This is a genomic window from Okeania sp. SIO2C9, assembly GCF_010672455.1.
Classification (GTDB): domain Bacteria; phylum Cyanobacteriota; class Cyanobacteriia; order Cyanobacteriales; family Microcoleaceae; genus Okeania.
The window spans coordinates 176,762-200,445 of the sequence record NZ_JAAHGO010000005.1 but is presented as its reverse complement, the minus strand read 5'-3'; the positions used below and the strand labels follow the sequence as shown (position 1 = coordinate 200,445).

At 37.6% G+C, this 23,684-nt stretch carries 22 protein-coding genes; 16 read left to right on the top strand and 6 right to left on the bottom strand.

The annotated features are described in order from the left end of the window. Positions 1–262: zinc ribbon domain-containing protein (locus F6K23_RS06050; RefSeq protein ID WP_293152007.1), on the top strand; the 262-nt coding region annotated here is incomplete at its 5' end. Positions 263–314: 52 nt separating this feature from the next. Here the strand turns inward: F6K23_RS06050 and F6K23_RS06045 are convergent. Continuing rightward, positions 315–455, bottom strand: a complete 141-nt coding sequence (locus tag F6K23_RS06045) for a hypothetical protein (protein WP_293152004.1) — start codon at positions 453–455, stop codon at positions 315–317. Between the two features lie 42 nt (positions 456–497). Here F6K23_RS06045 and F6K23_RS06040 point away from each other — a divergent pair, with 42 nt between their 5' ends. Next, positions 498–770 (top strand): hypothetical protein, encoded by a 273-nt coding sequence (locus tag F6K23_RS06040; RefSeq protein WP_293152001.1) that lies wholly within the window; start codon positions 498–500, stop codon positions 768–770. On the opposite strand, the gene F6K23_RS06035 is transcribed toward F6K23_RS06040, so the two are convergent. The 4 genes from F6K23_RS06035 to F6K23_RS06020 all read right to left on the bottom strand — a co-directional run bounded on the left by F6K23_RS06035 (position 748) and on the right by F6K23_RS06020 (position 5,084). After that, positions 748–1,746, bottom strand: a complete 999-nt coding sequence (locus F6K23_RS06035) for a glycosyltransferase (RefSeq protein WP_293151998.1) — start codon at positions 1,744–1,746, stop codon at positions 748–750. The two genes, F6K23_RS06040 and F6K23_RS06035, sit on opposite strands and share 23 nt — an antisense overlap. Before the next feature lie 526 nt (positions 1,747–2,272). Continuing rightward, complete coding sequence (gene alr, locus F6K23_RS06030) at positions 2,273–3,490, bottom strand: alanine racemase (RefSeq protein WP_293151995.1); 1,218 nt, start codon at positions 3,488–3,490, stop codon at positions 2,273–2,275. A 427-nt stretch (positions 3,491–3,917) separates the two neighbouring features. Further along, a complete protein-coding gene (locus F6K23_RS06025; RefSeq protein ID WP_293151992.1) occupies positions 3,918–4,466 on the bottom strand; it encodes a transposase in 549 nt (182 codons plus the stop codon). A gap of 348 nt (positions 4,467–4,814) precedes the next feature. Then, positions 4,815–5,084, bottom strand: coding sequence for a hypothetical protein (locus F6K23_RS06020; protein ID WP_293151989.1), 270 nt, complete (start codon positions 5,082–5,084; stop codon positions 4,815–4,817). Positions 5,085–5,884: 800 nt separating this feature from the next. On the opposite strand from F6K23_RS06020, the gene F6K23_RS06015 reads away from it, so the two are divergent. From F6K23_RS06015 to F6K23_RS05950, 14 genes are all read left to right on the top strand, one after another. Continuing rightward, positions 5,885–6,382, top strand: a complete 498-nt coding sequence (locus tag F6K23_RS06015) for an HNH endonuclease (RefSeq protein WP_293151986.1) — start codon at positions 5,885–5,887, stop codon at positions 6,380–6,382. Between the two features lie 1,102 nt (positions 6,383–7,484). Next, complete coding sequence (sixA, locus tag F6K23_RS06010) at positions 7,485–7,985, top strand: phosphohistidine phosphatase SixA (RefSeq protein ID WP_293151983.1); 501 nt, start codon at positions 7,485–7,487, stop codon at positions 7,983–7,985. Between the two features lie 722 nt (positions 7,986–8,707). Next, positions 8,708–9,850 (top strand): citrate synthase, encoded by a 1,143-nt coding sequence (locus F6K23_RS06005; protein WP_293151980.1) that lies wholly within the window; start codon positions 8,708–8,710, stop codon positions 9,848–9,850. A gap of 474 nt (positions 9,851–10,324) precedes the next feature. Beyond that, positions 10,325–11,785: a chloride channel protein gene (locus tag F6K23_RS06000; protein WP_293151976.1), complete on the top strand. Its 1,461-nt coding sequence runs from the start codon at positions 10,325–10,327 to the stop codon at positions 11,783–11,785. 450 nt (positions 11,786–12,235) lie between these two features. Further along, positions 12,236–12,697 carry a GAF domain-containing protein gene (locus F6K23_RS05995; RefSeq protein WP_293151973.1) on the top strand — a complete coding sequence of 154 codons (462 nt, stop codon included), beginning with the start codon at positions 12,236–12,238 and terminating at the stop codon, positions 12,695–12,697. 150 nt (positions 12,698–12,847) lie between these two features. After that, a complete protein-coding gene (gene nuoH, locus F6K23_RS05990) occupies positions 12,848–13,966 on the top strand; it encodes an NADH-quinone oxidoreductase subunit NuoH (protein ID WP_293151970.1) in 1,119 nt (372 codons plus the stop codon). A 456-nt stretch (positions 13,967–14,422) separates the two neighbouring features. Then, positions 14,423–15,037, top strand: coding sequence for an NAD(P)H-quinone oxidoreductase subunit I (ndhI, locus tag F6K23_RS05985; RefSeq protein WP_293151966.1), 615 nt, complete (start codon positions 14,423–14,425; stop codon positions 15,035–15,037). A gap of 461 nt (positions 15,038–15,498) precedes the next feature. Further along, positions 15,499–16,116, top strand: coding sequence for an NADH-quinone oxidoreductase subunit J (locus F6K23_RS05980; protein WP_293151963.1), 618 nt, complete (start codon positions 15,499–15,501; stop codon positions 16,114–16,116). 27 nt (positions 16,117–16,143) lie between these two features. Beyond that, entirely contained in the window at positions 16,144–16,449 is a 306-nt protein-coding gene (nuoK, locus tag F6K23_RS05975; protein WP_202219423.1) for an NADH-quinone oxidoreductase subunit NuoK, read from the top strand. Positions 16,450–17,387: 938 nt separating this feature from the next. Next, on the top strand, positions 17,388–17,588 hold the full coding sequence (locus F6K23_RS05970; protein WP_293151960.1) for a hypothetical protein: 201 nt from the start codon (positions 17,388–17,390) through the stop codon (positions 17,586–17,588). A gap of 248 nt (positions 17,589–17,836) precedes the next feature. Further along, the gene (locus F6K23_RS05965) at positions 17,837–18,016 is read left to right on the top strand and encodes a hypothetical protein (RefSeq protein WP_293151957.1); all 180 of its coding nucleotides are present in this window, start codon (positions 17,837–17,839) and stop codon (positions 18,014–18,016) included. Positions 18,017–18,116: 100 nt separating this feature from the next. Further along, positions 18,117–18,335: a hypothetical protein gene (locus F6K23_RS05960; protein ID WP_293151954.1), complete on the top strand. Its 219-nt coding sequence runs from the start codon at positions 18,117–18,119 to the stop codon at positions 18,333–18,335. A gap of 79 nt (positions 18,336–18,414) precedes the next feature. Next, positions 18,415–18,612, top strand: a complete 198-nt coding sequence (locus tag F6K23_RS05955) for a hypothetical protein (RefSeq protein ID WP_293151951.1) — start codon at positions 18,415–18,417, stop codon at positions 18,610–18,612. A gap of 352 nt (positions 18,613–18,964) precedes the next feature. After that, positions 18,965–19,162 carry a hypothetical protein gene (locus F6K23_RS05950; protein ID WP_293151948.1) on the top strand — a complete coding sequence of 66 codons (198 nt, stop codon included), beginning with the start codon at positions 18,965–18,967 and terminating at the stop codon, positions 19,160–19,162. 622 nt (positions 19,163–19,784) lie between these two features. On the opposite strand, the gene F6K23_RS05945 is transcribed toward F6K23_RS05950, so the two are convergent. Then, complete coding sequence (locus F6K23_RS05945; protein WP_293151945.1) at positions 19,785–23,684, bottom strand: beta-ketoacyl synthase N-terminal-like domain-containing protein; 3,900 nt, start codon at positions 23,682–23,684, stop codon at positions 19,785–19,787.

The window sequence follows — 23,684 nt, the reverse complement described above, 5'->3', positions numbered from 1 at the left end:
CTGGAAGTTGGGTAAACAAGTTATCAAAGTAGATCCAAAGGGTACGTCTCAACATTGTTGGCAATGTTTGAGCAAAGTACCTAAAAGCTTATCAGAGCGCTGGCATTCATGTCCTGAATGTGGACAAGAACTAGATAGGGACTATAACTCGGCACTTCTGATACAGAAAATTGGATTGTTATCAACACAGGAGGAGGACATCACTTCTGTTAAAACTGCGGTCAGGGTCTCCCAGACTGAAGAATCCCGCGCTCTCCCGTAGGGGAGCGTCGGGAGTATGTCAATAAAAGACTATTAGGTATTAGGTAGGTTTATTATGGTATTATCCCCCGAAAGTTTGCCTGTAAGTGACCAGCAAAAGTTTTCAGAGTTAGCTGAGAAGCAATTGTCAGAAAACTCAAACTCTGACAAACTGATTCACGGTTCAGTTCTTCGATATATGCTGGCTCAACCAAAGATGATTTCTCAAATTATTTCGTTATGCGGAATCAGATCCTTTGGCCAAACAAGCTAGACACTGGTTTCAAAACCCTACAAAAAATTTTGATAAGCTAGAAAACCCTACTCCTGCAGATAAATTGCCTTCTTTGGCAAAATTAATGGGTGCAAAACCTCAAGACCAGACTGTATATGGTGAATTGTTGAGTAAAGTTTTTCCTGATGTCAAGGATGAAAGCAAAAGTCTTTATAACTTTCCACTTTTTAATAAGCTAGACATTGAGTCTGAGAATGGGGTCGCAGAGAATATCACGAAACCTCACTATTACTAATCACCCAACTCATTAAATTTTGCCACTCAGAAGTTCTAGCCAATTTATCGGCATCTAAGTCATCCCCCACATTCTCAGAAAATCCTGTAAAACTCTCAATCCAATTAATCATTGTTCCCACAGGTAAAAAAGGAGAATATTTCCAAGACCTTTGTAAATATTCCACCATTTCAGAATAGAAACCCGTATAGTACAAATACCAAGAACTCCAGACCAAAGTATTATAGCGCACCTGTTTTTCCAACAACTGAACCTCCAAAGGTAGAGACTTCGACGCAAAAAACTTATCCAAAACCCCATTAATAGACCGTGCCTGAGATACCCCATCTCGCATTGTATTCCGGTCATGCTGACGATAACAAACAGTAGACTCTCGCAACCAGTTGGCCTCACAACCCCGCAAAGCTAAACGTAATACTAAATCAACGTCCTCCGCATGACCTAATCCTGGCTCAAAACTCCCCACCTGTTGTAACCAATATCGCCGAAACATCAAAGTACCCATTGTACCTATTGGTTTCCATCGCAACCACCCCTCTAAATCCAATTTCGGCACATAATCCCAAGGTATCTCATCTTTAATAGTTTCACCATCTTGATTCACTCTGCGCCACCCACTGTGAACAATTCCCAAATTCGGTTGCGCATCAAATACCCCCACCTGAGCGGTCAGTTTATCTGGTAGAAAAAAATCGTCTGCATCCAGAAAAGCGATTAACTCTCCCCGCGCCAAATCTATACCATGATTCCTAGCTGCTGAAACCCCTTGATTTTCTTGATATATATAACGAATATTCTCAACATAAGGTTTCAAGACCAAACAGGTATTGTCTGTAGAGCCATCATCAATGACAATTATTTCATAGGATTGATAAGTTTGGGATAAGACACTTTCTATGGCCTGACTAATATAGCGATCGCCATTGTAAACGGGTATAATTACACTTACCCGTGGAGTTGTAGTAGTAGTTGACATGAATTTATTTATTTAGTGGTAGTTCTTAGGTCTTAGGTTGTAGGTTTTAGGTGTAAATTCAAAAGGGAAGACTAGATTTTGTAGAGACCTTCCATGGAAAGTCTCTATATTCTTTGAGAATTACAGCAAGTTCAAAAAATGGTAGTGGTGTATTGTAATGATAGGCGTTGCTGAATTGAAGTATGAATGCGCGATTGTTTGGTTCTCGCCTTCGCCCCCGCGCATCCCCCAAGTTTGGGGGACTTTTAGAGTTTTATTCCCCCCAAAATTGGGGGGCTAGGGGGGCTTGCATCATACCCAAAATCAGCAACGCCTAATGATATAGCAAGTGGGAGCATCTTGCTCCCGTTCTCAGTTTTCCTTATCTTCACCTACCATTACTGGCGTTGTTGATTTAAGGTATGATATCATCTCTGGATAATTAGAGTATAGAACTCTGTTAACGTGCGTTGTGCGCCAGCTAAACAAAAAACTTTCTCCTTCTATTCCTATTTCTTCTTCTTTGTGACCTCCTGACTCCTAACTCCTAACTCCTAACTCCTACACGAGGCAGTCGATGCTTGAAACTACAAAGAATTTCCCAGGAAATAGTCCCTAAAGTATTTGCCCAGTCTTCAGCAGAAATTTGATACTTACCTTGCTCTCCCAATAAAGTTACCACTTCACCTGTTTCTAGATCGGGAATATCACTCACATCCAACATCAATTGATCCATAGTAATAGCTCCCACTTGAGGAATCAATTGATCGCGCACAATAACTTTCATTTTATTAGAAAGGTTACGGGGTACACCATCAGCATAACCAATACCTACCACTGCTAAACGCATCCGCTTTTTGGCAATAAATTGATAACCATAACTAACACCAGTACCTGCTTCAATAGTTTTGACCTGTGTCACCCTAGCTTTAACCTGCATTGCGGGTTTTAAATTAACTTTCTGATGCAAATGAGGTGCTGGATAGAGACCATAAATAGCTAAACCCACCCGCACCATATCGTAATGAAAAGCAGTGTCAGTTAAAGTTGCTGCCGAGTTAGCAAAATGAAACTGTACATCATCAGAAAAACCTTCTCCATCAATACGACACGAACGTATTGCTTCCTCAAACCTTTGATGCTGCTTTCTCATCACTGTTTGGTCAGGACTATCTGCAGTGGCTAAGTGAGAATAAATACTAGCAATTTTTAAATTTGGTAGTCCCTGGACAAATTGTACAAATTCTACTGCTTCTTGCCAAGGCATTCCTAAGCGAGACATTCCTGTATCCAACATCAGATGCACTGGCATTGCTTCAGTGTAATGAGAAAGAGTCTCTGAAAAAACTAAAGCTTGCTGAGGCGTACAAATAGTTGGTTGAAGTTGCCAGTGAGCGATCGCTTGAATTTGTTCTGGTCGGTCTGTTGCCCCTAAAATTAAAATTGGTGCTTCAACTCCAGCTAACCTTAATTCTATTCCCTCTGGCACTGTTGCGACTGCCAACCAATCTGCACCTGCCTCTAAAATAGTTTGAGATACTTGACACGCTCCATGGCCATAAGCATCTGCTTTAACTACTCCCATCAATTTAGTCTTTGCTGATAGAATACTCTTAAGCTGTCGCACATTATAGGCCAATGCCCGGTCGTTAATTTCTACCCAAGCTCTTTGACAAATCCCTCCATAAGCATCACTTTCTATCGAGTCCTGATTTAAGCTTTCTGTGACTAGAGTTTTAAAAGAAGCATTTTCCCAACTCAACATTCTGACTTACTCCTCAATTAATTAACTTTCCGATTAAAACTATTTGCTACCATAATTGTGATTATCAGGCTATACAACTACAGGTCGGGAAAATTATTTTTATTATTAACAAGTAGTTTAAACAATCCAAAATACAAGATTATCAAATCATACCTAGAATCAGCAACGCCAAAAATTTTTTATACCTTAAATTTGTCTGTCAGAAAATTGTTTAATAGTTCATAAAAATATAGTCAAATATGACATATCCTTCGGAACGCAGGTGTTATCCTGACTGGGTGTTAGCGCAGCTCCTCCGGAGGAGGCACTACAACACCACGCCAGTTGCTTTAAGTCGGGAAACCCGAAAGGCCCACTGGCTCCTCTATCCCATAGTCAAAGGCAAAAGGGAGCTGCTTTTTTCATAATGTTCAAAGAACCGTTGACATCAGCATTGATTAATCCAATGCTTGCGGTGCAATACAAACCTCTTTGTCTTGATGCAGTCGCTCATGGGGGAAACCCCCAAGACCACGCTGCATCGCTTTACTCTTTTTCCTGAAAAGGTGACTTGATTTTTTTGGCCTTTTTTGTACACTGGAATCAAATCATTATCTATAAAACTTGATGCGGAGGTGTAAGATTCTTCTGTAATAATTACATCTATCCCTACCATCTTGGCTCTATAAGATAACATTTCAATTAACCTGTTATAGGGAACAGATACAAAATTTTGATTATTTCTTTTCCCTAGATTTATCTTCTGCTTCCAGTCTTCATTATGCCCTATTATCAATGTTTCTATTTTCTGATTAATCAGGGTATTAATAATTAAACGAGATGATTTATGAAGATAGTCATTGATTTTGAATTCTCTCTTATTACAAAGCTTTTTTAGTCTCTTACTCGATCTATTTTCCTGGAGTTGAGATTGTAGACAGCTTTTCACTTTGTTATAGTATTGATTGATAGATTTTAACGGTCTGCCATTTATCACTCTTTGGTTTTATTCCAGCTTGATTAAAAGTTAATGTAGCTAGATTGTTTAATCCTATATCAATACTGGCACAACGATTTTTCTCTAGTTCGTATTGTTTTTCGCATTTCTCATAAATTACCTCTATTACATAATGATTAAGTCTGGGGACGATACGAACTTGTTTAATTTGTGAAGTAGGTACTAATGTTTTTAGATAAATCCCAGTTTTACTAGGATTAATAATTCCTTGCTTAAGTTGCCTCTTGCTGATGGCTTGTATAGTATAAACCAGAACATTTCTTCCCGTTACTTTATTTTTATATCCACCGAAGACGAGGACGAGATTTAAACTTTGATGGATTCTGTTTATAAACTTCGTTTGCTGCTAAAAAGCTTTTCGGTGTTTCTATCTAGTATCATCAATATTTGTTGAGATACTTTAGCTGGTATTGCTTGATAGTCTGGTTGAGTAGAGAGTGTTTTTTGCAGGTCATAATAGGATAGATTTGTCTTTTCAAATATAAAAGACTGACGCACTAAGTAATTACCATAGTTATAGAGATTTTTCGACAATAAACATAGTCGGTCAATTTCAGTATAAAACCGATGATTTTTTGTATGGGATATGTCTCTCAACTAATTTCATAAATCCAGGAGTTAAAATTATATTAGGATTCGAGGACGCGCGGAATTTTGATGATTATTTAGTCTGAAACTAAGCGTGCCAATTTCATTATACTATTAAACCTTTGGCCTTGGAGTTATTAAATTTTGTCAAATATAAAGGCGCTCTTTTTTATAAATCAACGAAGATATTTGACATTACTTGACTATATATGACTATATTTATGTATAACTTTTATTATACCAATTTGAAAAAAGAATGTTACGAATAGACATCTCCAAAAAATAAACTTGCTCTTTATTTGCTATAAACTAGGGTGTAATAACTCAAAAAATCATTTTCCGTGTTTTTTTCCTAAAAACATCTTCCCTGTTCCCTCCATACCTATTTCCTATTCCCTACTTTTACAAAAAGTTTATATCTTTTTCTCCAGATGTCTAATAATCAGGGCAATTAAAATACTTTATAGGAGATTTCTCTTGGACTAAAAAGATAAATTCTGACCTAAAAACTGGTATTAAAGCCATTCCCATAAGACTCCTTATATTATGTCCGGATAATTAGTGATAAAAAAACTTTCTCCAACTTCATTCTACCCTCTTGTCTCCTGTCTCCTGTCTCCTGTCTCCTGTCTCCTTCGTCGTTTATTTATAACTGTTCAACCGGACATGATAATTACTCCTGACTCCTAAGAAATATCCTAGCTATTTGTAGCAAACATCGATCGAATTGGTATAACTCTAAACTTTTGTCCCAACCAAAGATCGATTGTGTTAACCTATGAGAAAATATTATCTTTTCAGAAATATCAATGGCCAATGTTTTAGTGTTGAACGCTTCTTATGAACCGCTCAATATCACGAGTTGGCGACGAGCGATCGTCTTGTTGCTCAAAGGTAAAGCGGAGCAGATTGAGCATAACGGGGTATATATCCTGCCAGATATTCCCTTGCCCACAGTTATTCGACTGCGATACTACGTCCGAGTTCCTTATAAAGATATTCCTTTGACGCGCCGAAACATTATGCACCGAGATGGTTATTCCTGTCAATACTGTAATTATACGGGGGATGATTTAACCTTAGATCATGTAGTGCCGCGATCGCGTGGTGGTGGCGATACCTGGGAAAATCTTGTGACTGCTTGTGTTCGCTGCAATGTCCGCAAAGGTAGTCGCACGCCAAAAGAGGCTAATATGACTTTGAATTATCTTCCTCGAAAACCCTATAGTGGCCTTTACTTTGAATTGACTAAACACGTTAAAAGTGGTAGGAATAAAGAATGGCAAAAATATGTGATTGGTTTATGAAGCCCCTGTCCATCTAAAGGCAGGGGTTTTTTGTATCTAAGTAGGGTTAGGAGACAGAAGACAGGAGACAGGAGACAGGAGACAGGAGACATGGGAGGAGGTAGGAGTAAGAATTGTCCCAAGATTTTTCTGCCCAATTATAGCGCTGTGCGCAGGCAACAGGCAACAGGCAACAGCGTTCGGACCCCGCGACGACGCCAGCTCGCTTGCGGAACGCCGACCAAGAGAGGCAACGCCGACCAAGAGAGGCAACAGAGGGAATAAATTGCCTATAAGACTTTTAGCTATTTGGCCCCTCCTGAAATTTGTAAATATACCAGCGCTCATTGCTATATGAGCCTAAAATACGCTCCATGCATGAGCATGAAGAGCTGAAAACCACGCACTTTTTAAAAGCCCCAAAAAGGCACTTGTCTTTATCAGTCAATGCTTTTAGATTTAATCAGTAAGCCCTCAGTAATCGCAATGCAAGGTAGAAGGCAGAAGGCAGAAAAAAATTTGGATTTGTCTTAGTTTTGAGCTCTTTCGACTGCTATTAGACATCTCCGGTCATCAAAAATCAAATCAATGATTGTGCATTGACATCCTCCCGACGCTGCTCTACCAGACAGCGCGGGATTCCTAACCATCGCGCTCTTAGGTCTTTGTGCTGCCTCTTGCACAGGAACTGCGCTAACAATGCACCAGCCTCCAAGGTCGAGCCTCTTTTCGCTCTAAAGGCGCGCTCCACAGACTGACACTGCCTAGCCCAGCAGCAAAATTTTAATTCTAACATACTATTGACATGCGCCTCAAAATTGATTGGTTTTCCCATCCCTGCGCTCCCCTAATAGCTGCCGCACTTGCTCCGCCAACGGGAGAGCGCGGGTCTTCAACCAACGTTGAGATAAATTATTAATTCTTTCTGCCTACTCTGTATGGACGTTCCATCCAAAGTCTCTACTGCCTACTCCCTATGCATGGAGGAGATGTCTATTAGTTTTTTGATTAAAATTGACTTTTATTATATAAAGTGGTACTAGCAGTTTTGGATAGCAGTTACACTAAAAACTCATTATCTCTAACAAAAATTTGATAATATAGTTTGAATACTAAACAGCTTATGAGTATAAAGGTTTATTTCATCCGTCACGGTATAGCTGCAGATGCAGAAAATTATCCCACAGATGCAGAGCGTCCTTTGACAGAAACAGGCGATCGCAAAACTCACAAAATTGCTCAACAACTCAAAAAATCAGGTCTTTATTTCAACCTAATTCTCACTAGTCCTTTAGTTAGAGCGTATCAAACTTCTAAAATTCTTCAAGAAAATAAATTAAGCTCTAAAGTAGAAGAATTTTTACCACTAGCTCCTGATGGTGAAATTAATATCTGGCTAAAATGGCTAAAAACATGGCAACTTCAAGAAAATAGAGAATTAGCCCTTGTAGGCCATCAACCAGACTTAGCAAATTGGGCAGAAATTTTAATCTGGGGAGAAGCTAGACAAGTTTTGATACTAAAAAAAGCAGGAGTTATAGGTATTTCCTTACCTGAAATTGGTTCACCAGTGGGTAATAGTCAAATGTTTTGGTTGACACCACCAAAGTTTATACTTAATTAGACCAAATTAAAAAAATCAAATTAAATAGAATTAGGCATTAGGTGTTAGGTTTTGGGTGTTAGGTGTTAGATATTATACCAATTTTCTGTGAGGTGGCACAGAATTATTTTTTCCTTCTTCCTTCTTGAAAAAATGTATTTATATCATGTCCGCTGGGGCGCGTTTGTGTAAACCCAAGGGTGAATATCTAGAGGAAATTTAAGTTTTTTTATTGCCCTTCAGTATTCTTGCCTGTTCCCTGTTCCCTGTTCCCTGCCTTTGCTATACAATACCGATGGTACCGGAAATGATATTACTTTTCTATCTCAATCTAAAGTCAAATTTGATTAAGATTAATATATTATTCTATGCAACTTTATATTAATTTTGCTTGATGCCAAATTAAATTAATTGTATATTTGATGGTCAGCTTCTCTTAGGTAAGAAAAATTATTTTTGGATTGACCCTTAAAACACAAAAGTATATTAGACTTCTCCAAAAATATCGATTTTGGAACAGTAGTATAAGAGTTGAAGAACTTTTTCTGAAGATGTCTATTTTATTCCCTATTCCCTACTAACATAAGAATCTCAAAAATAACAGCCTCTCATTATAATTTCTGATTTAACGGTAGGAGTCTTAATAGCCAGAATTGTTAATAAATTGTTGTTAAAACCACAACACAACTAAGCTAGTTGATAATGTAAGTTGAGAATATTCTAACTAAGTAAAGGGTATAGTAATGTCTGTCGTCTGTATCGAATTTAAACCAGGTTTAGAAGGTGTTCCCGCTACCCAATCAAGTATCAGTCACGTCGATGGACAGCTAGGAGTACTGGAATACCGAGGCATTAATATTCAGGAACTGGCAAAAAAGAGTTCTTTTCTGGAAACAGCATATTTATTAATTTGGGGCTATCTTCCTAGCAAAGAAGAATTAGAAAGCTTTGAGCATGACATTCGCTATCACAGAAGAATTAAGTATAGAATTCGGGACATGATGAAATGTTTTCCAGAAACTGGACATCCAATGGACGCTCTACAGACTTCAGCAGCAGCTTTAGGTTTATTTTATTCTCGCCGTGCCCTTGATAACCCAGAATATATTAGGTCTGCAGTCATCAGGTTACTGGCAAAAATTCCAACTATGGTAGCTGCTTTCCAGTTAATGCGTAAAGGTAACGATGCTGTACAGCCAAAAGATGACCTGGACTATGCAGCCAACTTCTTATATATGCTGAATGAACGGGAACCCGATCCATTAGCAGCACAGGTATTTGATGTTTGTCTGACCCTCCATGCTGAACATACTATTAATGCTTCTACATTCTCAGCTATGGTAACTTCTTCTACTTTGACAGATCCTTATGCAGTTATAGCTTCGGCAGTGGGAACTTTAGCTGGTCCACTACATGGGGGTGCTAATGAAGACGTTATTACTATGTTGTCCGAAATTGGTTCGGTAGAAAATGTTAGGCCATATCTAGAAAAATGTTTGGAGACTAAGGCCAAAATTATGGGTTTTGGTCACAGAGTCTATAAAGTGAAAGACCCGCGAGCTATTATTCTTCAGGAACTTGCAGAAAAGTTATTTGATAAGTTTGGCTACGACAAATATTATGAGATTGCTTTAGAGATGGAAAAGGCTGTAGAGGAAAAATTAGGCCACAAAGGGATTTACCCAAATGTGGATTTTTATTCTGGTTTGGTTTATCGAAAATTAGGCATTTCTAGCGATCTATTTACACCAGTATTTGCTATAGCTCGTGTAGCTGGTTGGTTGGCTCACTGGAAAGAACAGTTAACAGAAAATCGGATTTTTCGTCCTACACAAATTTATACAGGAGAGCATAATATTTCTTATACTCCTATTCAAGAACGTTAAGTATTTTAGAATTTAGAATTTAGAATTCAGAATTTAGAATTTAGAATTTAGAATTTAGAATTTAGAATTCAGAATTCAGAATTTAGAAATTGTTTTTCGCCTGTCGCGGAGATGAAATGCTATGGCACATGAAAAGTTTCATTAATGGATAATGGATAATTGATAATTGATAATTACCTCTGGTGAAAACCGTTACGGAATTGAATATAAGGAAATATTATTTCTTTTTTCCCCTTAAAAGGGGAGGCTTCAAGGCGCGAATTATTTAATTATTAATTATTAATTATTAATTATTAATTATTAATTATTCGGTAACTCCTCTGGAAGAAACAGTATGACAGAAGGAAAAACGCATAGGTGTGTAGCATAAATTGTTCATCCTGCACAGTATCTCAAAAGCAGCTTCGGGAAGATGTCAAAGGTGTGTCTAAAAGTCGTTATTAGCAGGAAATAATTAATGATTTTTTTTGACCTATGAATATTTTTGCTTTTGCCTTTGTAATTAGCTTTCTCTTACTAACAGTTGGATTTTTTACCCAGAAGATTTTGATTAAGAGGGAGATTAAATGGTCTTTTCCCAATATGAATAATCAAAATGTCAAAGACGACGAACTAGAATTAAGCAGTCCAACTCAAGAGTTGTTGTACTCCAAAATCATGCTTTATACCAGTGCTGTTGGAATTATGGGAGGATTAGTTGCTACAGCTTACTACTTTGTTTTAGAACACTTTTTGGAGTTTGTTTGGGAAACAGGGAAGCACTACTTCACAGGAATTTTCCCGGATTGGTTCCCAGCATGGAACTATACCTGGATTGTATCAACAATTGGAGGGTTTGGGGTTGGCTTGTGTCTCTATTTCTTTGGTCAACCAGGAGAAATGGCAAAGGTGATTGATAAAATTCACGATCCTGGCCGTTTGGAACCAAGTCAAACACCAGGAATGATTGCTACTTCTTTAGTATCAATTACTGCTGGTGGAAGTTTGGGACCTGAAGCACCTCTGGTACAAATTAATGGTAGTTTAGGAAGTTGGATTGCAGACAAACTTAATTTGACTCTTAAGGAAACAAGAGTTCTGACCTTTTGTGGTATGGGTGCAGCATTAGCAGCATTCTTTGGCGATCCGGTTGGCGGTCCATTGTTTGCCCTGGAGATTCCTCATCGTCGCGGAATTCAGTATTATGAAGCAATTATTCCGGCAGTTGTTGCAGGAATTTTTAGTTTTGGTGTGTTTCGGTTTGGCACTGGGTTAGAAATTGGAGGTATTTATCACTTTGACTACTTTGATAGTATTCCTGCTTTGAGTTGGCTAAATCTTCTGGAAGCTGGAGTTCTAGGAATAGTTGGTGGTTTAGCTGGAATTTTGTTTATTGGGATTTTTCGACTTACAGAATTTGCCATCCAACCTATTGAAAATAGGCATATTTGGCGAGCAATTTTGGGAGGATTGGGAATTGGTTGGTTGGCAGTTTTATATCCCCAAACTCTCTTCTTTAGCGAGCAACAAATTGAAACTCAATTAATTGAACCAGCTACTACACTTACAGTTGTGACGTTACTCGGAATTTGTCTGGCTAAAATGATGGCTATTAGTTTTACGATTCATGGTGGATTTCGAGGGGGTTTTATTTTTCCTCTATTTTTCACGGGAGCAAGTTTAGGGTTGGCTATCAGTTTTTTAATTCCAGAAGTACATCCAACTATTTCGATGTTGTGTTGTATGGCTGCTATTAATGTATCGATTACTAAAACTCCGATTAGCACCTCGATTATTTTGAGTGTTTTATCTGATACATCGATAATTCCGATTATAGCGATCGCTAGTTTTACAAGTTTTATATTGACTAGCAGTATTGGTTTGTTAAGAACTCAACGCCCTAGAAAACAAGTCGAAAATCCACAGTGCCTTATTAAAACAGCACTACATGAATAGGGAGTTTCATTAATTGATAATTATTGAAGAAGGAGACAGGAGACAGGAGACAGGAGACAGGAGGAAAATTACATGGGGATTCTAACCCCAAGTAATTTTGAACACCGTGTAGACGGTGGGGTATTAAACCCACAAAGAAAATGATAATTAATAATTCGGTAAAATATATAGTTAGGGTTTGTTGAAAAAGTCTTTTTGTTGAGGTAGGGAGTAGTTAAGAGTCAGGAGAAATAGGGAGTTATAGAGGAAATAGTCGAAAGAATAATATCCTGATTTTTCTGCCCAACTATGCGCCTAAAATACTAATTTTTTGAGGGTTTTAGACGTGATGCCAGGCACTTTTTAAAGGGACAAAAAAGGCACTTTTATTCAGAAGTTAATGCTTTTGTAAGCCCTAATTATAACTATTAAATCTGACATGATATAACTTGATAAACCAGATCTATATCGATGAATGAAACTATTACTATAAGTCTAGAAAAAATTTGTGTATCAACTAATTTTCCCTATGGTGAAGCTTGGATACCAGATGAAGATAAAAATCTACTACAACTTAGTTCCAGCTATTATATTAATTCTGGCTTTGGCAACGAGGATTTAGAACAATTTTGGGTTTGTAGTCAAGATTTTATATTATCTAGGGGTGAAGGTTTACCAGGACGAGTTTGGTTATCAAAACAACCAGAATGGATTATAGACGTAACTATCGAATCTGAGGGATATTTTTTACGTAATCAAATTGCGAAAGCTTTTGGAATCAAAAGTGGCTTTTCTATACCTGTAATTACACAAAATAGAGTTTTGATAGTGTTGGCTTTTTTTACATCACAAATTCATTCTAAAGATCCCAAAATTATAGAAATAGCAACAAATAAAGCGGAAAGTTTAGGACAGCTTCTATTAAATTTATAATAGACATCATTTTTATGAACTATAAACCTCTTTTATCAATTATCCATTATCCATACTCCATAGAAATATCGGGTTTGACTAATCCCAGAATCCTATCTTTCTGATAAAATCAACAAGCAAAGTAATAATACTTATTGAAGCCAACTCTAAATGAATTCAGGAATCGATCTACAAAGAACATTTATTCAAGCTCTCGTAGACTTGGGCCTATCCCCAGAAATAGCCAGAACCGTTTGGCTACCATTACCCATGTTATTGATGATTACCGCTGCTACTGTCAGTGTTTTGGTGACAGTGTGGCTAGAGCGAAAAATTTCCGCAGCAGCTCAACAAAGAATTGGCCCAGAATTCATCGGTCCTTTGGGAACTCTAGCACCTTTAGCTGATGGTTTGAAGCTAGTTTTCAAAGAAGACGTTGTTCCTTCTAAAGCAGACCCTCTACTGTTCACGCTAGGTCCTGTAATAGTAGCCATCCCAGTATTTTTGTCCTATCTAGTAGTTCCCTTTGGACAAAATTTAATTATCACAGACCTGGGGGTAGCAATATTTTTATGGATAGCTCTTTCCAGTATTCAGCCTATTGGTCTGCTGATGTCTGGCTATGCCTCCAATAATAAATATTCTCTACTAGGAGGTTTACGAGCAGCAGCACAATCTATTAGTTATGAAATACCTTTAGCTTTAGCTGTACTGGCAGTAGTAATGATGTCCAATAGCCTCAGTACAATTGATATTGTTGAGCAACAATCAGGCTATGGCATTTTAGGATGGAATATTTGGAGACAACCAGCGGGTTTCCTCATTTTCTGGATATCAGCATTGGCAGAATGTGAAAGACTTCCGTTTGACCTTCCTGAAGCAGAAGAAGAATTAGTAGCGGGATATCAAACAGAATATACAGGGATGAAATTTGCCCTTTATTACCTAGCGTCTTACATTAATTTAGTTCTATCCGCTCTTTTTGTCGCAATTTTATATCTAGGTGGTTGGGAGTCCCCTGTACCAGTTGGACTTCTCAGTGACTGGTTAGGAGTAAGTGAAACAACTCCGTGGCTACAAATAATCACTGCTACTTTGGGCATTACTATGACATTGCTCAAAGCTTATTTTCTAGTATTCATTGCTGTTCTGTTACGTTGGACATTACCAAGGGTCAGAATTGACCAATTATTAGACTTGGGATGGAAGTTTCTCCTACCCGTCGCTCTGGTAAATCTATTATTAACTGCAGCCTTAAAATTAGCCTTTCCATTTGCTTTTGGTGGATAAATCAGAAGCCAGGAGTCAGGAATCAGGAGTCAGGAGTCAGAATATAGGATTAATTAGTCCCTAGTCTGTAGACGTGGAGGTACTTGTCCTGAATATCCCCCACACGAATATAAATTCAAGACCAGCAAATATTAGTGTTTGTGACGGGTTTTAAAGATATAATCCAATTCTGAATTTTGTAAGTTGCGAATATGAGAACTTTCCTAATTTTCTCCTCGATTCTTTCTTGATACAGCAAATTGCAAGTATATGAAGTAAAAAAATTTGAGACCTCGCCCTTAATCTTAAAGACGGGGTTTAAAAAAAACTTTGCGGATATCTTGCCTGTCACTGATGTACCTCACAGTTGATTAAATCTGCTGTAAATCCATAGCTGATTTTAGACTTTTAGACTAAACTATATCGAAAATCTAAAATTACTTTTTCCGCTAATTAGATTTCATAGGAGAAAACGCCATGCTCAAATTCCTCAATCAAGTAGGCGAATACGCTAAAGAAACTTTTCAAGCTGCTAAATATATTGGTCAGGGTTTATCTGTAACTTTTGACCACATGAGCCGTCGTCCTGTTACTGTACAATATCCCTACGAAAAACTTATTCCTTCTGAAAGATTTCGAGGCAGAATTCACTTTGAATTTGACAAGTGTATTGCCTGTGAAGTTTGTGTAAGGGTTTGTCCGATTAATTTACCTGTAGTTGATTGGGAATTTAATAAGGAAAGCAAAAAGAAAAAGCTCAAACACTACAGTATTGATTTTGGTGTTTGTATTTTCTGCGGTAACTGTGTGGAATATTGTCCAACTAACTGTTTATCCATGACGGAAGAGTATGAATTAGCAGCTTATGACCGCCATGAGTTGAACTATGATAATGTTGCCCTGGGACGATTACCATATAAGGTGACAAATGACCCAATGGTAACTCCTATGCGAGAATTAGCTTACTTGCCGAAGGGAGCTATAGACCCTCATACAGTTCCTCAAGATGCACGTCGCGCTGGTCTTCGTCCTGAAGAAATTCTCGAACAAATGGAAGCTGAAAAACCAGTAGCAGAGACTACAGAAAAATAGCTATTAGTTTGTTAAACAGCACTTACGCAAATTAACCTTTAAAACGCCATATGTAGGGGCGAATGGCATTGACTAACGTCAAGCTCCGCTAACGCCCTCACTCGGTTTAGTTTCTATGCGTAATTACTGTTAATTATTAGTTGTGAAGTAAGATTCAGCTATTAGTGGTCAGCTCTTCCTTTGGAATGCTACGCAAACAGCTTTTGAATGAATGAAGCAAGTATTCGTTTAACTTCTACTACATTTTCCACTCTTATGAAGGGAAATGTATATGTGGCTTGATAAACTTTTAAGGTTAAGTGATGGGCTTTTTTTTACCCATACTTTTAATTCTTTGAAATTTATCAATTGCTTTTTTCGCCTTTTTTTGTAAGGTAATAAAGCTGATAGCTGATAGCTGACTGCTGAATGCTTAAGATGAAATATCATTCAAAATAAACAAATCTCTAAAGGAATAAAAAGTGGATTTAGCGCAAGGAGTTCAATTCGTTTCATTTGCTTTATTAAGCATAATGATGATTGCTGCTGCTTTGGGAGTAGTATTATTTTCTAATATTGTCTACTCAGCATTTTTGTTGGGTGGAGTATTTATGAGTATTTCTGGTTTATACCTTTTATTAAATGCTGATTTTGTGGCTACTGCCCAAGTTTTGATTTATGTTGGAGCTGTTAATGTCTTGATTTTATTTGCAATTATGCTTGTAAATAAACGAGAAGATTTTAAAGCTTTGCCTAATGCTTGGTTTAGAAAAATAGCTACAGCTTTAGTTTGCGTTGGTTTATTTGCTCTACTAAGTACCATGGTATTATCTACTTCTTGGTCAATTCCTGGTGCTAGTATTGCTAATACAGAAAGTTCAATTGTTTTAATTGGTAGACACTTTTTTAGTGATTTTTTACTTCCTTTTGAACTTGCTTCTGTGTTTTTGTTAATGGCAATGGTGGGTGCTATTATTTTGGCTCGTCGTGATATTTTGCCTGATGAAGTACCGACTGATATTCCTCAAACACCTGTTTTAAGTTTGCCAGAACGTCCCCGTGAATTAGTGTCTGGTTCTAGTGAAATTTCTAATAATTAAATTCAAAGAGTTGATAAGTTTATGCAATTGCAACTGGAGTATTTTTTGTTATTAGCCGCAGCACTTTTCTGTATAGGTATTTATGGTTTAATTACCAGTCGCAATGCAGTTCGGGTGCTGATGTCTATTGAGTTACTTCTCAATGCTGTAAATCTAAATTTGATGGGTTTTTCTAATTTCCTAGATTCCCAGAATATTAAAGGTCAGGTATTTACTGTGTTTGTAATTACTGTTGCTGCTGCTGAAGCGGCTGTTGGTTTAGCGATAGTTCTTGCAATTTATCGTAACCGTGACACGGTAGATATGGAACAGTTTAATTTATTAAAGTGGTAATTATAATTTAGAATTTATAATTTAGAATTTAGAATTACCTCTCCTTTAAAAGAAGAAAATTGACTCAAAGGAAAATTTTTCTTTTTATCCTCTTAAAAGAGGAGGCTTTCAAGCATAATTTTTCGGTAAGCATTCAGCTATTAGGATTCAGTGTTCAGCTTGAGTTGATAATCTTTGAATGCTTACTTTTTAATACTATAAAATATTTTATTTGAGCAGTTTTTAACGTCTATCTGTTTATCTGGATTTCAATAATTTAGAATTAATAGTTTATAATTTAGAATTACTGAATAATTAATAATTAAATAATTCACGTCTTGAAGCTTCCCCTTTTAAAGGGAAAAAAAGTGCTAGGATATTTGCTTATATTCAATTCCGTAACGGTTAAAACCAGAGGTAATTATCAATTATCCATTATTAATTAGGGCTTGCTGATTAATTATAAAAGTATTTACAGATAAAGGTTTTAGCGTTTTAGAGTTGAAAAAAGTACCAGCTTTTTGGTGGAAAAAGATCATGCATGCTAGTATTTTGGGATGATTCTGGCAGAAAAATTGAGAGACAATTCTTGCTCCTACCTCCTCTACATTCCCCGTTCCTCCTGTCTCCTGTCTCCTGTCTCCTGTCTCCTACAAAGAGCAAAAAGACTTTATTCAGCAGACCCTAATTATAAATTAATGAACTCTCCTTTAAAAGAAGAAAATTGACTCAAAGGAAAAATTTTCTTTTTATCCTCTTATAAAGAGGAGGCTTTCAATCACAATTTTTAGGTAACTTTTTATTGTCGGGAAAATTTTTTTTTAATACTATGTAAAGAAATATAATTTTATTTGCTGAAAAATATTAAGCTTCATTACTAAGCTGCAACATAAAATAATTTCCGTGCTACCGTTTCTAATCATAAACAAGCTCAAATAATTTAGGGGAGGAAAAAAACTTTGAATTCAGAAATTAAAAAATATCCATCTTGTTCTTTACATCAAGATGTTAGTGAATATGTGGCTGATTTACAATTTCATATGACTTTACACGCTCGCAATTTAGTTCCTTCTCTCAATCAAGTCAAAGATGGTCGCGAGGAAATGTTGCAGCAAACTCAAGCTCATTTTGAAAAGTTGATTTCTCGACAAACTCTTTAGTTATTTTTATATTTATTTTTATTCCAAAACCCAGTTTCAAGTAGCGAAGGAGATTGGGTTTTTTAGTTTGTTTGAAAACTTCAACGACTCCACATTCTATAGAATTCCTCACCGTATCTTTTAAATTAACTTTCTTTTCTGTAGCTTGAGCGATCGCAATCAAAACTATACTATCTTTGGTTGAATAAAAAGTCATGCGTAGGGGCGAACGAGCCCTTATAAACTTTATGATATCACAAAAATTGTGAGTGTGGAACCGAAAAACCTTTGGCACGCCGATTTTTTCAGAAGCTTCACAAAATGAATATGTTGATGATTTTCCACTTAGGAGTTATAGATGGAAAGATTTGATGAGAAAAAAACCACTATTTATTGGAGCTTCACAGAATAAATATATTCTTGGTATTGCTCCTGGGAAAAATTCCTGAAGATTTGATTGTCTGTGAGTAAGAGAATGTAGTTGAATAAAAAGTCATGCGTAGGGGCGAACAGCCCCTTATAAATTTTATGATATCACAAAAATTGTGAGTGTGGAACCGAAAAACCTTTGGCACGCCGATTTTTTCAGAAGCTTCACAAAATGAATATGTTGATGATTTTCCACTTAGGAGGTATGGATGGAAAGATTTGATGAGAAAAAAACACTATTTATGGGAGCTTCTCAGAATGAAGATATTTCTGGTATTGCTCCTGGGAAAAATTCCTGAAGATTTGATTGTCTCTCAGTTAGGAAAAATAGTTGAATAAAAAGTCATGCGTAGGGACGAACGAAGCCTTATAAATTTTATGATATCACAAAAATTGTGAGTATGGAAGCGGAAATCCTTTGACGCGCCGCCTAGAAGCTTCACAAAATGAAAATGTTGGCGATCTTCCACTTAGGAGGTATAGATGGAAAGATTTGATGAGGAAAAAACCACTATTTGCAGAAGCTACACAAAATGAAAATCTTCCTGTGTTGCCTCTATTCCACTACCGACTCGTAACTCAAAAATTGGTGCTGCTGAGTGGTAATGATTTTTAGATTAAGTATCTGCAAAATATAAGTTTTTCAATTTTACTTTCAGCTACTTACTATTAAATTTGAGCAACGTCGAAAAAGTTTTTTTCAGAGTGGGAGAAGTTCTTGCTAGACAAGGATTTGACCACGGATACACGGATGATTAATCTGCATTTTGTGAAGCTTAAAAAAACGGCAAGGTATTTCTCCTTGCATCCCTAAAAAGCGAGTGTGTAATTCCGAGGTCTCCTCGGAATGAAAGACACACTCAAGACAAATCATAATAGTATGTAATTATTGGCTAGGATTCGCCCCTTTACATGACTTTTTATTCAACGCAAAAACAGTATTTCGCCACTGAATATATATAGAGGAGGTGCGATTCGTTCTTGATGAAAATCAGACTGTTAAAACAGAAATCTCAATAAGATTTACACAGAATGACATAACTCAAGGGATAAAACAGATGTTATCTAACTCTTATGTAGATGTAGGTGAAAGTCGTTCAGTTATAAGCGATCGTCAGAACATAGAGGTAGTTGGCGAACGCCATCTTTTGGGCCATAAAATTTGAAGACTTCTACTGTAATGATTCTGGCTTTATTATAAGTGATCATCCGAACATGATATTATAGAGGAGGTAGTCGGGAAAAATTGAGGGACAATTTTTCTGTCATAATCATCCCAAAATACTAGCTTTTTGAGCTTTTTCCACCAAAAAGCTGGTACTTTTTGCAAAAAAAATGCTACAACCTTTAACTGTCAATGCTTTCAGATTTAATCAGCAAGCCCTAATTAACCTCTTATCCCACATTCCGCACGTCATTTTGTAACATTAAAAGTAGTATACAATTTCTATTATTGGTAAATATTTATACTGTATAAATTACTTCTCAAAAGTCAAATTTTCAGTTAAATATTAAGCATAAATACTTGCTGAATTATTGACTCCTATTGACCACTATAATTTACTTCTTACTTCTTACTTCTTACTTCTTACTTTTGACTTTTGACTTTTGACTTTTGACTTTTGACTTTTGACTTTTGACTTTTGACTTCTTACTTTTGACTTTTGACTTTTGACTTTTGACTGTCTTGAGTGCGTCTTACATTCTGAGGAAACCTCAGAATTACGCACTCGCTTTTGACTTATATTTTTATGCTACGTTTTGTCGTGCGGAATGTAGGTCTTATTCTCAGTGTGAGTTCATCCGATTCAGATAAGGAACTAATTTCTGGGCAATGACTTGAACATGAGGTGTAAAATTCATGGTGAAATGGTTTCCAGAAACCGTATGTATCTCTATTCCTTGAGTAGCGAGTTCAATCCAGGGATATTCTGGATGTTCAGGGTAGTAGGAGAACTGCTGTTCCTGAGCACGGAAAAATAGAATGCGGCCGGAGTAAGCCTGGGGTTGATAGCGTAACCATGCCTTTGTATTAGCCTTGAGAACCTGGATTAATAGTTCTAATTGAGATGGATCTAATTTCTCAGAAAACATATTAGCCATCTTTAATTGTTCACCTACCCAGGACGGTTGGGTTTCTATATCATCAAGAGACAGGGAATGATTTTCTTGAAATAAGTTATCATCAGGTAAAATGACGTTCATCCCATCAATAAAGTCTTTTGATTGAGTAAGGAACTGAGCAGCAATTGGGGAATCAATGAGCATTAGCAATGCGATCTCATGATTGAGCCGTTGGAGTTGATGAGCCATTTCCAAGGCAATCAGGCCACCCAATGATGAACCACCCAAATAATAGGGACCATGGGGTTGCACAACAAGTAGTGCCTTAATATAGCTGCTGGCCATCTCTTCAATGGTTTGAACCTCAATAGTCTCCATTGAAAATTTCAGATCTTCAAAGCCATAAACCGGTTGCTCTGGGTCAAGGTGGTTGGCAAGTTCTTTATAGAACAACACATAACCCTGAACCGGATGCACCAGGAACAAGGGTTGCTTTTGGTCGCTACCCCGTTGAATTTCCACCAGACCATGAGGCAAAGAGGACTTTGGCGAAGAATTAGACACATCAGAGTCTAGGTTTGAGGGTTGGATCCAGGTCGCGATCGCTGCAATCGTAGAATTCTGCAACAGAGTATTAGTGGATAAATCCACTTTTAAGGTTTCTTTAATCTTGGAAATCAATTGGATAGCTAGTAAAGAGTCTCCACCTAATTCAAAGAAATCATCATTAATACTAATATCAACAAAACCAATAACTTCCTGCCAAATATTTAAAATATTTTGTTCGAGTTCATTTCTTGGTGCAATATAAGGTTTTCCTGACTTAAATCGTGAGTGCTTCTGTTGGGAGACTTTTATTGTAGATGGGGTTTGACTAATATATTCTACATTTTGTGAATTAACTGTTTTCGCAAAAGCTAAAGGTGTTGCTTGTAACTGTTCTACTACAGGTGCTAACTTTGGTGGGTCAATCCAGTAACGCTGCCGTTCAAAGGGGTAGGTGGGTAGGGGTAGGCGATGTCGTTGTTCATGAGTAGAGAATTTTGACCAATCTATTTCAACACCATTAAGCCAAAGTTTACCTAATGTCCTTAATAAGAAAGCCACATCCGACTCAGAGTCTTGGGGATGACGAACTGAAGGCAAAATTACTTGCTCTGTAGTCCCAGAATATCGTTTGGCTAATGTTGTCAATGTACGCCCAGGACCGACTTCTAAGAGAATATTATTCGGTTCTTGCATTAACTCTTGGAGACCATCAGCAAAACGAACTGTTTGGCGCAGATGCTTACCCCAGTATTGAGGGTCTGTTGCTTGCTCTGCTGTAACCCAAGTGCCTGTAACATTAGAAATATAAGGAAGTTGTGGAGGTTGCAACTGTAGTTGTTCGACAATATCTACAAATGGATCTACCACAGGTTCCATCATCTGAGAATGAAAAGCATGGGAAGTATGGAGACGACGAGACTCTACCCCCTGTTTTAGCAACTCCTTCTCCAAGTTATTGATCGCCTCTGTTGGACCTGAAACGACACATTGGGATAATCCGTTAATAACAGCTAGGGAAAGTTGATTATCCAGAAGATTTTGGCACTCCTGTTCAGAAAGAGATACAGCTAACATTGCTCCTGGTGGCTGTTGCTGCATCAGTTGTCCCCGTTTCGCCACCAGAGCGAGAGCATCTTCTAAGGAAAACACACCAGCAAGAGTAGCTGCCACATATTCACCAATACTGTGTCCAATCATTGCTTGAGGAGACACACCCCACTCTTCCCATAAAATTGCTAAACCATAGGAAACTACAAATAGTGCTGACTGAGCGATCGCTGTCTGTTTCAGTTGTAATGTTGCTGTCTCTATTTGTTCTGGTTGTGGATACAGAATATGACGCAGGTCAACTTCTAAATGTGGAATCAGTAGTTCCGAGCAGCTATCTACTTGATCGCGGAATGTTGGTTCTATTTGGTATAGTTCCTGGGCCAGATTTACATATTGCGCTCCCTGACCTGAGAACATAAACACTACCGGACATTTACTTCGCTCTTGGTAGTGAGTCAAAACAGGTTGGGTTTCTGGTGTGGAAAATGCTTTCAAAGCATCATCTATGTCCTGGCAAACTAATACCCGACGATGATCGAATGCTGTACGACCTACTTGCAGACTGTAGGCAACATCAGCAAGATTAATTTCTGGATGCTGCTTTAAGTGTGCAGCGAGGTTAGTCGTTGCCGTTTCCAAGGCTGAACTGCTTTTGGCAGAAAGTATCAACAACTTCCAGGGGCGAGACTTTGAGGATGGTTCTAAAGTGGGAGCTTCTTCGAGAACAACATGAGCATTTGTACCGCCAATACCAAAAGAACTTACTCCAGCGCGACGAGGTGTTTCGTTGGTGTTCCATTCTGAGAGAGTAGTATTAACGTAAAAAGGGCTATTAGCAAAGTCAATAGTGGGGTTCGGTGTTTCAAAATGCAGACTTGGTGGTATTTTCTTATGTTTGAGGGCTAAAACAGTTTTGATCAAGCCCGCAACCCCTGCTGCTGCATCTAGATGCCCCATATTAGTTTTCAGAGAACCAATAGCACAAAAGCCTTTTTTCTCAGTAAAGCCTCTAAATGCTTTTGTTAAAGCTGCAATTTCAATTGGGTCTCCCAGGGGAGTTGCGGTTCCATGAGCTTCTATATAAGTAATTGTTTCCGGGTCAATCCCAGCTATTGACTGTGCTTCAGAGATCGCTGCTGCTTGACCTTCTACACTAGGAGCAGTGTATCCAACTTTTGATGAACCGTCATTGTTAATAGCAGAACCTTTAATCTGGGCATAGATGTAGTCGCCATCTGCGATCGCATCTTCTAATCTTTTCAATACCACAATACCCAAGCCATTACTGCCTATAGTTCCCTTAGCTTTAGCATCAAAAGTTCGGCAATGTCCATCAGGTGAAAGAATCATTTCCTCTTGATATAAATAACCTGTTTTTTGGGGAATGTGAATGGAAACACCACCTGCCAAAGCCATATCACATTCCCCACTCAGTAAACTTTGGCAAGCCAGATGAACGGCAACCAAAGAAGTGGAACAAGCCGTTTGAACTGTAATACTTGGTCCTGTTAAATTTAGTTTGTAAGAAACCCGCGTTGATAAGAAATCATTACCATTCCCCAGAAACAATTGATAAGGGTTTACTTGTTCTGAATTTTGTAGTACATGGGGATAGACATTATTGTGTGCGTAACTGTTTTTACTCGGACCAGCATAAACTCCTATAGCACCCGAATAAGTGTGTGAGTCATAACCAGCAACTTCCAGTGCTTCAACAGCAGACTCCAGAAATAGGCGTTGTTGTGGATCGATAATTTCAGCTTCTCTAGGATTATAGCCAAAGAAATTCGCATCAAATAGTTCTATATCTGAAATTACAGCTCCTGCTTTAACATAATTCTGTTTTTTTAACAAGGTGGGATCGATCCCTTCCTCCAAGAGTTCCTGTTCGGAGAAAAACTCAATAGACTCCACACCCTCTTGTAAATTTTTCCAGAAAGTATCAACGTCTTTAGCCTTGGGAAAGCGACCAGAGATGCCAATTATAGCGATCGCTGAATCATCAATAGTATTTGTGGTGATCAT